General features: G+C 67.3%; 16 protein-coding genes. 9 read left to right on the top strand and 7 right to left on the bottom strand.

Annotation, left to right across the window (positions count from 1 at the left end):
• Positions 1-38: 38 nt before the first annotated feature.
• Positions 39-260, bottom strand: coding sequence for a phage integrase family protein (locus tag DQW85_RS19530; protein WP_162795127.1), 222 nt, complete (start codon positions 258-260; stop codon positions 39-41).
• A 748-nt stretch (positions 261-1,008) separates the two neighbouring features.
• On the opposite strand from DQW85_RS19530, the gene DQW85_RS19515 reads away from it, so the two are divergent.
• The 4 genes from DQW85_RS19515 (at position 1,009) to DQW85_RS19500 (ending at position 4,493) form a co-directional block, all read left to right on the top strand.
• Positions 1,009-1,428 (top strand): hypothetical protein, encoded by a 420-nt coding sequence (locus DQW85_RS19515; protein WP_113701731.1) that lies wholly within the window; start codon positions 1,009-1,011, stop codon positions 1,426-1,428.
• Complete coding sequence (locus tag DQW85_RS19510) at positions 1,425-1,619, top strand: helix-turn-helix transcriptional regulator (protein WP_103961967.1); 195 nt, start codon at positions 1,425-1,427, stop codon at positions 1,617-1,619. The genes DQW85_RS19515 and DQW85_RS19510 overlap by 4 nt, the downstream gene beginning before the upstream one ends.
• 273 nt (positions 1,620-1,892) lie before the next feature.
• The gene (locus DQW85_RS19505) at positions 1,893-3,551 is read left to right on the top strand and encodes an alpha/beta hydrolase (RefSeq protein WP_162795126.1); all 1,659 of its coding nucleotides are present in this window, start codon (positions 1,893-1,895) and stop codon (positions 3,549-3,551) included.
• A gap of 522 nt (positions 3,552-4,073) precedes the next feature.
• The gene (locus DQW85_RS19500; RefSeq protein ID WP_162795125.1) at positions 4,074-4,493 is read left to right on the top strand and encodes a hypothetical protein; all 420 of its coding nucleotides are present in this window, start codon (positions 4,074-4,076) and stop codon (positions 4,491-4,493) included.
• Here the strand turns inward: DQW85_RS19500 and DQW85_RS46940 are convergent.
• Together DQW85_RS46940 and DQW85_RS19490 are read right to left on the bottom strand one after the other, a co-directional pair.
• Positions 4,462-4,701, bottom strand: a complete 240-nt coding sequence (locus tag DQW85_RS46940) for a recombinase family protein (RefSeq protein ID WP_240197294.1) — start codon at positions 4,699-4,701, stop codon at positions 4,462-4,464. The genes DQW85_RS19500 and DQW85_RS46940 overlap by 32 nt on opposite strands.
• Before the next feature lie 370 nt (positions 4,702-5,071).
• A complete protein-coding gene (locus DQW85_RS19490) occupies positions 5,072-5,737 on the bottom strand; it encodes a TetR/AcrR family transcriptional regulator (RefSeq protein ID WP_205315239.1) in 666 nt (221 codons plus the stop codon).
• Between the two features lie 81 nt (positions 5,738-5,818).
• On the opposite strand from DQW85_RS19490, the gene DQW85_RS19485 reads away from it, so the two are divergent.
• Both DQW85_RS19485 and DQW85_RS19480 read left to right on the top strand, forming a co-directional pair.
• Positions 5,819-6,976 carry an FAD-dependent oxidoreductase gene (locus DQW85_RS19485; protein ID WP_240197293.1) on the top strand — a complete coding sequence of 386 codons (1,158 nt, stop codon included), beginning with the start codon at positions 5,819-5,821 and terminating at the stop codon, positions 6,974-6,976.
• Between the two features lie 26 nt (positions 6,977-7,002).
• Complete coding sequence (locus DQW85_RS19480) at positions 7,003-7,836, top strand: ISAs1 family transposase (RefSeq protein ID WP_205315238.1); 834 nt, start codon at positions 7,003-7,005, stop codon at positions 7,834-7,836.
• A gap of 363 nt (positions 7,837-8,199) precedes the next feature.
• On the opposite strand, the gene DQW85_RS19470 is transcribed toward DQW85_RS19480, so the two are convergent.
• On the bottom strand, positions 8,200-8,517 hold the full coding sequence (locus DQW85_RS19470; RefSeq protein ID WP_113701726.1) for a putative quinol monooxygenase: 318 nt from the start codon (positions 8,515-8,517) through the stop codon (positions 8,200-8,202).
• A gap of 83 nt (positions 8,518-8,600) precedes the next feature.
• Here DQW85_RS19470 and DQW85_RS19465 point away from each other — a divergent pair, with 83 nt between their 5' ends.
• Entirely contained in the window at positions 8,601-9,290 is a 690-nt protein-coding gene (locus tag DQW85_RS19465) for a TetR/AcrR family transcriptional regulator (protein ID WP_113701757.1), read from the top strand.
• On the opposite strand, the gene DQW85_RS47660 is transcribed toward DQW85_RS19465, so the two are convergent.
• The 3 genes from DQW85_RS47660 to DQW85_RS19450 form a co-directional block, all read right to left on the bottom strand.
• Positions 9,271-9,513: a transposase gene (locus tag DQW85_RS47660; RefSeq protein WP_275888213.1), complete on the bottom strand. Its 243-nt coding sequence runs from the start codon at positions 9,511-9,513 to the stop codon at positions 9,271-9,273. The two genes, DQW85_RS19465 and DQW85_RS47660, sit on opposite strands and share 20 nt — an antisense overlap.
• Positions 9,467-10,291, bottom strand: a complete 825-nt coding sequence (locus DQW85_RS19455; protein ID WP_113701724.1) for an acyl-CoA thioesterase — start codon at positions 10,289-10,291, stop codon at positions 9,467-9,469. Before DQW85_RS19455 ends, DQW85_RS47660 begins: the two co-directional genes overlap by 47 nt.
• A 568-nt stretch (positions 10,292-10,859) precedes the next feature.
• Positions 10,860-11,468 (bottom strand): TetR/AcrR family transcriptional regulator, encoded by a 609-nt coding sequence (locus DQW85_RS19450; protein ID WP_113701723.1) that lies wholly within the window; start codon positions 11,466-11,468, stop codon positions 10,860-10,862.
• A 158-nt stretch (positions 11,469-11,626) separates the two neighbouring features.
• On the opposite strand from DQW85_RS19450, the gene DQW85_RS19445 reads away from it, so the two are divergent.
• Complete coding sequence (locus DQW85_RS19445) at positions 11,627-12,370, top strand: SDR family oxidoreductase (RefSeq protein ID WP_338043398.1); 744 nt, start codon at positions 11,627-11,629, stop codon at positions 12,368-12,370.
• Positions 12,357-12,658: ester cyclase (locus DQW85_RS19440; protein ID WP_113701722.1), on the top strand; the 302-nt coding region annotated here is incomplete at its 3' end. The genes DQW85_RS19445 and DQW85_RS19440, both read left to right, overlap by 14 nt.

Raw genomic sequence — 12,658 nt, 5'->3', positions numbered from 1 at the left:
TCATTCCGGCTCGTGGACGAGCAGGGGAGGGAGGTCTCTCACCGCGTGCGTGCGGCGGGGTCGCGCCCAGCCCGCCAGCATGCGAGCGCTTCACCCGAGACCCGGGCGTAGCGGGCCAGCGAGGCGACCGAGGTGGGCCCGGAGTAGGCCAGCAGGGTGGAGGTGTTGGCGCCGCCCTCGGCCGCGTGGGTCAGCGCCGAGTGCCGCAGCTGATGCAGCGTCCAGCCGCCGGTGGCGGCCTCGAACAGCTCGTACACCACTTCCGTGGACGCAACCCCCGCTGCCGGCGTCGATGTCGGCTGGCGGCAGTTCCACCCGGGTCCGCCGGTCGGTGTGAACACCGCCCCCGCCCGGCGCCCTTCCAAAGGACATCTTCTACGGTAAGGCCGGTGATCTGACCGGCGACGACCGCGAACACGTCGAGGTCTCCGCGCTGGCGCTGCACCTGGTCCAGGCCGCGATCGTCTACCTGACACCAGGTTGGTACAGATCGTCCTCGCCGAGCCGAAGTGGCGAAAGAAGCTCGCCGACGCCGACCGGCGCGCCCTGTCGGCTCTCTTCTGGTCCCGTCTGAACCCATACGGCAGGTTCGAGCTCGACATGAGCAAACAGCTCGACCTCGGGCCGGGACCGGCCGCTGAGGGTCAACAGTCAGCTGGTCCGCTCTGAGCGGCGAACGATCTCGAGGGTGGCCTGCGCGGGCGCAGGCCACCCGCTTGTGCTTACGCCTAGTTCTGGGTGAGCGCGACGATGACTTGGAGCATGCCGCAGGCGGCCGTCATGCTGCCCGGCCGCGGGGCTGCGCAGATCGATTACGTCGGCTTCTGGTTGACAGCGATGACCGGAAAGCAGCGTCGCCCGGGCCGCACGTTGTCGGACGGAACTACTGACCGTCCCATGGTGCCCTGACCAGGGGTCGACCCGGCCGACGTAAAGTACACTTGACATCACGGCGGCCTCCTCCTACCGTGTCAAGTGTCCTTGACTTCTCGCCGAGGAGGGCGACCCGTGCAAGCACACACCACAACCGGGGACTACCGGGAGTCGACCAAGGCAACCGTCCGGCTCGTACTCTGGACACTCGCCTGGACGGCGACCCTCGCCTTGGCCAAGTTCGGTCCCGGCCTCTTGTGGGACCCTCAGCTACCGGTGGCAAGCTGGGCCGCGGTCGCCGTCAACCTGGCCGTCGGCATCGGATGGATCGTCGCCTTCACTCGCTTTCTTCAGAGAGTCGATGAGTTGCAGCGCAAGGTCATGCAGGAGGCCCTGGCCATCTCCCTCGGAGCAGGGTGGGTCGGCGGATTCGCCTATGTCGTCGCGGACACCGCCGGCCTCATCACCTACGACGTCAACACTGCAGTCCTGCCCGCGCTCCTGGGAGTCGTCTTCTTGATCGCCTTCGCCGCTGGCATGATCAGATACCGATGAAGAACCGCATCACGGAACTCCGGGCCGAACGCGACTGGACACAGGCTGATCTGGCTCAGCGGATCAGCGTGTCGAGGCAGACGATCATCGCGATCGAAAAAGGCAAGTTCGACCCGAGCCTTCCCGTCGCCTTCCGCCTCGCCAAGGTGTTCGACCTGACGATCGAAGAAGTTTTTCTCGACGAGCAGTAGAACATCATCCGAAGTAGCTGAACTCCAATCGGACGGCCGCGGAAGCACCCGCGCCGGTAGATCGCCCATGCGATCCCGTACGTGCGTGCTCGGAAAGAGCATCTGTCATCGCCGGCATGGCTTACGCGAATGGGCCCGGCCCGACGGCCGGTCGCGCTACATCTTCGACTGAAGTGCCCCGCGAAACCATTCTGAGCAAAGGGCTCGCGTACCCGGCAGTGCCGATTTGCTTGTCATCAAGAAAGCATCTGTTCCTAAGAACAAGGGGTGTCAGTGCGATTAAGTCTGCGATCAACGCTGCCGATGTTCATCGCCGCGGCGATGGTGACCACCACGACGGCAGGCGCGGCCACGTCGGCCGAGGCCCGGGTCGGCACGCCGGAGGCGGTGGCCGAAGCCGCCGGGCCGGCCAAGGGAGCGGCGGCCCCGGTCTGGGGCGAGTGCCCGCCGGTGGAATCCGGCGTCCCGCGCGATCCTCGCCAGCAGTGCGCGACTCTGCGGGTGCCGCTGGACTACCGCGCCCCGCGCGGGCGGACCATCGAGATCACGATCTCCCGCATCGCGACCGCGCAGCCCGGGACGCGCCGCGGGATCCTGCTGTCCAACCCCGGCGGTCCCGGCGATCAAGGCCTCGACCTGCCCAGCGCGCTGGCGACCGTGCTGCCGCCGGAGGTCCTGGATCAGTACGACCTGATCGGGTTCGATCCGCGAGGAATCGGCCACAGCACCCCGGTCACCTGCGGGATCGACCCCGCGACCCCCCGGTCGCATGTGCTGCCCTACCCGGCGCCGGACGGCGGCATCCAGCGCAATGTCACCTTCGCGCGAAACATCGCCGCCGCGTGCGCAGAGCACTCCGGCGATGTGCTTCGGTTCATCACCACGGCCAACACCGCCCGGGACATGGACCGCATCCGAGCCGCGCTCGGCGAGCCGAAACTCTCCTACTACGGCACCTCTTACGGCACTTACCTGGGAGCCGTCTACCTCTCGCTGTTCCCCGGCCGCAGCAGCCGGATCGTGCTGGACAGCGCCGTCGATCCGGGCCTGGTGTGGCGGGACATGTTTCGGACCTGGAACGAGGCGGTCGCGCTGCGCCTGCCCGACTTCCTCGCCTTCGCAGCCGAGCGGGACGCCGTCTACCACCTCGGCGCGACACCGGATGAGGCGCGGCGTACCTACGACCGGCTGACCGCGGCCCTCGGCGAGCGGCCCCTGCCGAACCCGGGCGGCCCGGAGCTCGACGGCAACGCGCTGCGCGAGATCACCCGATGGTTGCTCTACTTCGACTTCGCCCTGCCGAGCCTGGCCGAATTCTGGCAGGAAGTGGCGGAGGCCGTCTCCACGGGATCAGCCGTGGACGCCGCCGCCGTGGCGCGCCTGGCCCGGCCGGGCTCCGCCGGGGGTGTCACGGCCGGCGACCGAGCCGGGACGGCGGACGTACCGGCGGACAACCGCATCGCCGCTCTCTACGCCGTGGTCTGCGATGACGTCGCCTGGCCGCGCGACGTGGCGTTGCACGCCCGGCAGGTCGCGGCTGACCGGCAGGCGTGGCCCGTGACGGCGGGCATGCCGTCGAACCTCTGGCCGTGCGCGGCGTGGCCGACCCGGCCGGTGGAGCCGCCGGTGACGGTCACCGGCAACGGGCCGCGCAATGTGCTGATCCTGCAGAACACCCGCGATCCGGCCACGTCCCTGCGCAGCGCACGTGGCCTGCGCGCCGCCCTCGGACGGCGGGCCGCCATGATCACCGTCGACCAGGGCGGCCACGGCGTGTTCGGACTGGGCAGCTGCGCCGACGAGGCGACGAACACCTTCCTTGCCACCGGGGCACTGCCGGCGCGGGACCGCTTCTGCCCGGCTCCGTCACCGGCCGACACCGCCGCCCGCTCCGCGCCCTCGCCGTACATACCTCCCGCGTGGCCGCTGTAGGGCCGTCGTCTGTGGAGTGCCATGTGCCGGTTCACCAGGTATTGACGAGGCGTCGCTCTGCCCGAACGCTCAAAGCCCCCGCCGTAGTAAGTCTTCGAAGGTCTTGAACACCGAGACGTCCACGATTCGCGGGTCCTGGTCCGGCGTCGGGTCCGGTACCGGGCCTTGGAGCTGGGCCCGATGCTGGAGCGGGCGGCCGGGCGGGCGCGGACGGCCGGGTTCGCCGGTGTCACGGTGGCGTGCGAGCCGACCGGGCACCGCTGGCGGGTGCTGGACCAGCTCGCCAACGAGCGGGGTACGCCCCTGGTGTGTGTGCAGTGGTGTGTGTGCAGCCGCTGCTGGTCGGGCGAGCCCGCGAGAGCGAGGATCACACCCGCGACAGAACCGACGACAAGGACGCGGTGCTGATCGGCCCGGCTGGCCGCCGAACTGCGGTCCTATCAGCCCGAGCGCACCGATGAAGTGTGGGCCAGGCTGCGGCATCTGGGCGCCCGGCGTGCCCGGCTGGTCACCGAGGCTACCGTGTGTGTGCAGCAACTGGCCGACCTGCTGGAATGCGTGTGGCCGGCGGTCTTGCAGGCTGCGGCCCAGCCGTTCAGGTCCGCGACTTGGCGGGCCTGCCTGGCCGTGGTGCTGCGGCGCTGCAACGGTGACCCGGCGCGGTTGCGCCGTCTGGGCCGCGACAGGTTCGTCGCCGCGGTGCGCCGCGAACTGCCCCGCTGGGGCGGCACCAGCCGGATCTACACGCCCATAGCCGAGCGCGTCTACGCCGTCCTGGCCGACCCCACTGGAGTGCGCATCCTCCGCCCGGGCGCTCTCGAACGCGCCCACCTGGTGCTGGAGGACTACCGCGCGGTGCGCGCCCGGCTGGCCGATACCGCGCACCGCATGACCGGCTGCGCGCCGGTCGTCAGCTCTGCCCGGCCGGCGGCCCGTGGATGATGCGATGGATGGTGGAGCGGCCGAGGCTGTACTCGGTCGCCAGATCCGCCAGCGACACCTCTCCCTCGGCGTAGCGGCGGCGGATGGAGCGCCGCGCCGGCTCGGGCAGCTTGGGCTGCTTGCCCTTGAGCTTGCCGTTCTTCTTGGCCAGCGCCATGCCCTCGCGGGTGCGCATGTGGCCCAGGTTTGCCTCGAATTCGGCGACCATCGCCAGGGTTTGCAGGAACAGCTGGCCGAACGGGTCGTTCCAGTCGTAGACCGACTCGCCAGCCCGAACAGCACGCCCCGGCCGGACAGGTCGGTGAGGATCTGGTTGGCCTCGGCCATGTTGTGGGCGAACCGGTCGAACTTGGTCACGGTGAACACGCTGTCGGGCCACACCGCGGCCAGGGCCTGGTCCAGGCCGCTGCGGTCTTACGGGAAACCCCGACCTGCGGCGCCGTCCCGGCTGGCCGGTGTTCCGGAAGAGGATCCCCAAACGGAACACCAGAGTGGTCACGGTCGCGGTGGTTCCGCTGGTTTCCTCCGAAGGCCCGATGGTCGCCGGGCGGGGGTGCGGGGTGGTCCTCGGACGCTGTTTAGAGGACGGTTGTGATGCCGGCCAGGATGAGGTCGATGCCGACCAGGAACTGCGTGCGGTCGTCGTGCTCGGGCAGTTGTGCCGCCACCTGGCGCATGATCGGGTACTTGTCGGGGTCGAGTTGCGCCCACCGTGCGGCGATGTCTTCGAGTACGGCCGACCGGTCGTGCGGGTGGAGGCGGGCGCGGGCGGCGTTCTGTCCGGCGACGCCGAGGATGTAGTTCCCGAGCGCGGATCCGCAGTCGAACTGTGCTCGCTGGGGGACACCAAGCGCCTGGAGGTGCCTGCCGAGGCTTTCGGCGATCTGCAGGAACGCGGGCTGCCACGGCTCGCGCGAGAGCTGGGAGCCCGCCCAGGGGTGGGAGTCAGTCGCGTCGAACACTGCCAGGGCGATGGCCCGGATCGCCTTCCGCGGGTCGGCGACGCTGACCACGTCGGTCATGGCATTGGCGATGACGTCGTCGGTGGCCGCCGCGAGCAGTTCGTTCATGTTGGCGACGTGGTGATAGATCGCCCCGGTCCCTGTCGCCAGGCGGGCCGTGAGCGCGCGGATGGTCAGGGCGCTCTCACCGCCGGCGTCGAGGATCTCGATGGCCGCCTCGACGATCCGCTCCCTCGACAGCGCGTCCGCGCGCCGTTCCCCTCGTTTCGTCCTGGTCGCCATGAGTTCCATCATGCCACCGTTTGGAGCGCTGCTCCAAAATGGATATATTGGAGCAGCGCTCCAATCGAGTTTGAGAGGAACATGATGACGACACCAGTCACGATCATCGGTGCGGGCCTTGGTGGCCTCACCCTCGCCCGCGTTCTGCATGTCAACGGCATCCCCGCGACGGTCTATGAAGCCGATTCCTCTACGGAGGCCCGCACGCAGGGCGGCCGGCTCGACATCCACGATTACAACGGGCAGCTCGCGCTCGAGGCGGCCGGCCTGATGGAGGAGTTCCGCGCGATCATCCATGAGGGCGGCGCGGCTTCACGCGTGCTCGACTCCCGCGGAACGGTGCTGGCCGAAATGCCCGACGACGGCACGCACGGGCGTCCAGAGGTGCTCCGCGGCGACCTGCGCCGGATTCTGCTCGACTCCTTGCCTGCCGAGAGTATCCAGTGGGGACGCAAGGCCACCGGTGCCCGGCCCCTGGGCGACGGCCTGCATGAGGTGACCTTCGCCAAGGGACCAGCCGTGACCACCGGCCTCCTGGTCGGCGCCGACGGCGCCTGGTCGAGGATCAGGCCGCTGCTGTCCGATGCCAAGCCCCGCTACACCGGCACCTCCTCCATCGAGACCTTCCTGCACGACGCCGACGAGCGGCACCCCGCGGCGGCCAAGGCGGTCGGCTGCGGCGCGATGTACGCCCTGTCTCCCGGAAAGGGGATCATCGCGCACCGCGAGGCGGGCGACATCCTGCACACGTACTTCGAGCTGCACTGCCCTGAGGAGTGGGTGGCCGGCATCGACTTCACCGACACCGCCGCCGCGACCGCCCAGGTCGCGGCCGAGCTCCAGGGATGGGCGCCGGAGCTCACCGCTCTGATCACCGACAGCGACACCGCGCCGGTCCCGCGCCCGATCTACACCCTCCCCGACGGGCACCGATGGGACCGCACCCCCGGCGTGACACTCCTCGGCGACGCCGCACACCTGATGCCGCCGTCCGGTGAGGGCGCGAACCTGGCGATGCTCGACGGCGCCGAACTCGCCAAGGCGATCGCCGCCAACCCCGGCGACATCGAAGCGGCACTCACCACCTACGAACAGGGTCTCTTCCCGCGCAGCGACGCCGCATACGCCGATGCGAACGAGACCGTCGACCTCTTCCTCGGCGACCAGACACCGTTCAAACTCGCCGACCTCTTCACCACCGCCCTCAACGCGCCACACCAGGAACCCGCGCAATCCTGACGCTCAACGATCTGCACGGCGTCGTGGTGACCGCCGACGCGTTGCCCTGCCAGCGGGACCACGTCGCCTACCTCGCCCGGCGCGGCGCGCACTGGATCCTCACCGTCAAAGGCAACCAGCCCAGCCTGCACCAGCAACTGGCCGGCTTGCCCTGGCGGCTGGTACCCGACGCCGACCGCCACACCACGGGCGGTCACGGCCGCCGCGAGATCCGCACCCTGAAGATCCTGTCCGTCTCTACCGGCATCGACTTCCCCCACGCCGCCCAGGCCATCCAGATCCGCCGTCGCCGCCGCCGTCTCGACGAGCCCGAACGCTGCACCACCGAGACCCTCTACGCGATCACGGATCTCCTTACCCACCAAGCGAAACCGATCCAGCCGGCCGACTGGATCCGCGGACACTGGACCATCGAGAACAAGGTCCACTGGGTCCGTGACGTCACCTACGACGAAGACCGATCCCAAATCCACACCGGCACCGACCCCCAAGTCATGGCCACCCTCCGCAACGCCGCCATCGGCGCCCTCGCCTCGCCGGCGCCACCAACATCGCCGCCGCCAACCGCCACCACGCCCGCAACGCCAACCGACTACTGGCCCTACTCGGCGTCACCTAACGACTTTGCCGGGGCCCTGGGGCCGGCACCAACCTTCGCGCCGCCGATGGACAGGATGAGCATGAGGATCGAGCCGATGAAGAATCCGAAGAAATGCCATTCGAGGGTTTCGGAGAGCTCCCACGTTTCCTTGAGCGCGATGAGAGACGCGCCTCCGGCAACGGCGAACCATCCGGTGGCCTTTCGGGTGAGGCCGATGAACTCGGTTCGTTGCGCTGGTGTGAACAAAGCAACAACCTGACGCCAGTAGGTGCTTGTCCTCCGCCGGCGCAGGGCGAGCATCACCGGCGGAAGAGTCCACCACCACTTTGACGGTAGCGCGGGGAACGGAACTTTCTGGGCGGCTGCTTCAAAGCCTGCCCGGTCGACCTGCCGCTCCCTCAACTCGATTGATCCTTGATAGAGAGGGCCGGCTACCAACAGCCACGCTCCCAAGAACCCGAGGAAATTGACATAGACTGCTGAGTGCACGAATCTGGCCCGTTTCTTGAGTCATTTTGGCTATTGTCCGACGTGGCGGCTCGTCGACGAGCCGCGCCGTCATTCTCATCTGCACTCGGGGCGGTCGGGTTCAGACCCGGCCGCCCCATCGGAACCGTATGAGTCAGTTCGCGGATACGATGTGCACGTCGACGCGCATCGACGAATCAAGACCCTCCTCGTCCGCGAGTAGGTCGAACACGCGCTGATGCAGCCCGTCGAGCACGGGGTTGGAGTAATGGCGGTCGAAGGAGTCCTGATCGCGGTAGAACTCGAACGCCCACATCACGTCCGAGTTGCTGGCGTCGCGGCTGAGAACCCAGTCGACAGGGCCATCGGGGTCGCCCGTGTGGTGCAGATCGGTGACGAGCTGGAAGAGTTCATCGCCCTTGTCCTTCTTGGCCTGGAAACGGAGCACAACTCCGGGCTGGTGCCTGTCCATATGCCTCTCCTTGCCACGTCGACTTTGGAACGCCATTCCAACCAAGTTTGGAACACCGTTCCACGAATGTCAAGATGGGACGCATGGACGAGAACCCCAAGCGCCAACAGGGCCGGCAGCGCCGCTTGGACGCGCTCACAGCGTCGAAGATCGTCGACGCGGCGATCACGATCTTGGACTCCGAGGGCGAGGAGGCGCTGACCGCCCGTACCCTCGCGCAAGCTCTGGCCACCGGTCCCGGCGCTATCTATCACCACCTGAAAAGCAAACAAGCAATCCTCGCCGCCGCCGCCGCCGAGCTTGTCACGCGAGCCATCTCGCGCAAGCCCCGGAACAGCGATCCCGGTGCCGACATCCGGGCTCTGATGCTGACCCTCTTCGACACCATCGACGAGCATCCGTGGGTCGGTGCCCAGCTTACCGATCAACCTGGACAACCAGCACTCCTGGAATTGTTCGAGAGCATCGGTGAGCATCTCGACGCCTTGAGAATCGCCAGACCGAGCCGTTTCATGGCAGCTTCGGCGCTGGTGAACTACGTACTCGGCGTCGCCAGTCAATATGCCGCCGCGGCACGACACGCGCGCCAGGTCGGCAGGACAGATGTCCTGGCAGACATAGCTGATGATTGGCGCGGGGGGCAGCGATCCTCTACGCACCCCTTTGCCTACAGCACAGCGCACGAGCTGGCCGAACACGACGAACGTCAGCAATTCATCACGGGCGTCGAATTCCTCCTCGTCGGGATCACTGTTACCGCGCAGCCCTCATAGCTTGGTTCCAGGTGGACTGAGCGATGAAGTGACCAAGATTCTGCCGGGGCAGGCCTAACCGGCCCGCCATCGGCTCCACCGAATTCCGCTTTCCGTCGAGTAGCGGCCCGCGCAGATACTGGCGGCCATAACTGCGTCGGCCCTGGTAGGCGAGGCTATTGAAGATGTCACAACGGCTACGCGAGGGCCACGGTGGGTAGCTCACCACGTGGCCCCACGGCATCGGCCACGCCCAGGCACTCGTCGCCCTGGAAGACTCCGAGTTCGTAGCACACGGCATCAGCGTCGAAGGAGCGGACGAGCACGCCGATCTCGTAATCGCCGGGATAGGCCACTTCGCCGAGGTAGTGAATGCGATATGACCAGGGGAGCAGGTCCGGCACTGGCCCTTCCCGACCGATCTCCATCGCCTTCCGCGTAAGCGTCGCGATGGCCTCGTCGTACCAAGTTGCCAGGGCCATGAAGTTGACGTGCTCGTTGTAGTCGACGTCGCCGATCCGGGCCCGCAGCGAGACGGAACCCGGGTAGTAGCCCCGCTCTCTGCGGTCGGCCCCTGGTCGGGGAGGCATCTGCTGTTCGGATGCCGCCAACTGAAGGTCGGCGAGATCGGCGATCAGCTCGTCCGGCAAGGTGAGCGGCCCCGTAGCCCCGGCCAGCACGATGGTGGCTCCTCCGCCGCCGACGCGTCTGCCGTCGGCCAGGACCGCTTGTTCGTATGTGAACGACGATCGTCCGATGTGGCGAATGCCGGTGTGGACCTGCACATTCGCATCCGTCCGGCCGACGGGCGCGAGCCGTTCGACGCTTTGACTGACGAGGATGATGCTGAACCTGTCAAACGCACCGACACCGACGAGTCGTTCGAACCGGCGCAGCCGCACCCGTAACCGGGCGTCCTCCAGCCAGCGTGCCAGCCCGATCGTGCTTACCGAGCCGTCCCGGCCGAGATCGCCCTGACGCGCGTGGACATCGATCCGGGACGGAAACCTGTTTTCACCCATGTCAATCCCCTCAAAATCAAACCGTGGAGACGGTCCTATGCCACAGCGGCCCTCAGCAGGGCCGTTGATGCTTGCATCTTCTCGATCATCTGGTCCTCGAATGTGACAGGCGGCAGCCCGTCGTTGGCACTGTGCCTGCGCCTGACGTTGTAGAAGTCGGCGATCCAGGTCGCGATCTTCAGCCGAGCCTCCGCCCGGGGTACGGAAGTGATGCCGGTGCACGAACTCGACCTTCAGCGTGCTGTTGAGCGACTCGGCGGCTCCGTTGTCGAGCGCGCACCCGACTCGGCCCATCGACCGCACTACCCCGTGCTTATGGATGCTCGTTGAACGCCTCGGCAGGAGTACGCCAGCCGAGTGTCTTAACAGGCGACTCCGCCCGTGTCGGCTCGCTGACGCCACTGGCCGTTCCGTTGTCGATAAGCCCCTGGTCCGGGTCAGGACCGACGAGCAGAACATCCAGCGGCAAGCTCAGGAGCTCTATTGATCTTGCTCGGGCGAAGGGTCGTTGGTAAGAAACGGCCGCTACAGCGAGCAGCTTCTCGCGAAGACCAGCGCTGGGCGGTTCTCATGAGAGCGGCCAGTTGCGCAGGGCGGCGTCGGCCAACTCCTGGAGTTCATCGCGGCCGACACCGCTCGCGGCTTGCACGGCGATACCGAACGCCAGAGTGGTGACGTAGCGGGCCAGGAGCCCCGGATCGGTTTCCGGAGGAAGGTCGCCGTCGTCGACGGCTCGCTGGAACCGCTCTCGGACGCAGGAGTAGGAATTGTTACGCCAGGCGACGAGAAGGTCGCGGACTCCACGCCCGGAGTCGCTGGCGGCCAGGGCGCCCTGGACCCCCAGGCACCCGTGGGGATGGGCCGGGCGGGTAGTTGTTCGAACGGTGCCGGCCAGGATCGCGGTGGCGACGCCGAGGGCGGTCGGCTCCTCCAGGGCCTGTGTCAGGTATGCGCTCGGGCCTTCGGTGTAGCGCTCCAGGGCCTTGCAGAACAGTTCCTCCTTGTTGCCGAAGGCTGCGTACATGCTAGTGGTGGAGATGCCCATCGCGTCCGCCAGCTGGGCCGTGCTGGCCCCCTCGTAGCCATGCTCCCAGAAGGTCAGCACGGCGCGCTCGAGAGCTTCGTCGGCGTCGAATTTTCGCGGCCGGCCGATGGGGCCGCCCTGTTTCCTCCCCACTCCTTCAGCCTACCTCTTTTTGCAGCGATCGCTACAGAAGTGCTACCGTCCGACTTATGTAGGGATCGCTGCAGAAATGGAAGGGGGCATCAACGTGGGACTACTTGACGGTAAGACCGCTCTCGTCACCGGGGGTAGCGCCGGAATCGGCCTGGCCAGTGTCGGCGACTGGCGGCCGAGGGCGCGCACGTGTTCATCGCCGGCGCCGGCGCAAGACCGAACTCGACGCGGCCGTCGAAGTGATCGGTTCAGCGGCTACCGCGGTGACCGGCGACATCTCGAACCTGGCCGACCTGGACCGGCTCTACGAGACGATCCGCAGCCGGGGACGGGGCCTGGACGTCCTGTTCGCGAATGCCTCCGTCGCCGCGCTCGTGCCACTCGAGCAGGTCACCGAGGAGCACTTCGACACCCTGTTCCGCATCAACGTCCGGGGAATGCTGTTCACCGTTCAGAAGGCGCTGCCGCTGCTCAACGACGGCTCCTCGGTGATCTTGAACGCGGGCGATGAGGGGCTCGGCGTGTACGCGGCGACCAAGGCCGCCACCCGGCAGTTCTCCCGCACCAGGGCCAACGAACTCAAGGGTCGCGGTATCCGGGTCAACACTGCCCCCGCCCCGGAGCAGTTCAAGCAGCACAGGGCTATGCGTGTGCCGCTGGGCCGGCTTGGGCGCCCGGGGGAGATCGCCGTCGCCGTGACCTTCCTCGCTAGCGGGCAGTGCAGTTTCGTCTCCGGTTTCTGCCTGTACGTCGACGGCGGCCTGAACCGGATCTGGCGGGCGAGACGTCGGGGGTCGTGTAGGGCGTCGCGTCCTGACAAAGTGTCGCGTCCTGACAATGTGCGGTCGGAGCCCCGACTTGGGGTTGTCATACAGAAGGGGTCATCTCATGTCCGACACTGATCTACGTGCGTTCTACCTGCGCTACATCCAGGAGCTCAATGCCCACAGGTTCGATGGCATGGACGAGTTCATCAACGATCGGACCACGTTGAACGGTGAGCCGGCCAGCCGGGACGACCTGATCGCGGTTCAGAAAGCCGATGTGGACGCGGTTCCGGACCTGCATTGGGAGCTCAAGGAACTGCTCTTTGACGGTGATCGTCTGGCTGCGCGTCTAATCAACACGGGTACTCCGGTGAAGGAGTGGCTCGGTGTGGCTGCCACCGGCGCCTCGTTCGAAATCGTCGA

The organism is Nonomuraea lactucae (genome assembly GCF_003313395.1).
GTDB lineage: Bacteria > Actinomycetota > Actinomycetes > Streptosporangiales > Streptosporangiaceae > Nonomuraea > Nonomuraea lactucae.
The sequence above is the reverse complement of the archived record's forward strand: the minus strand, read 5'-3'. Positions and strand labels throughout refer to the sequence as shown.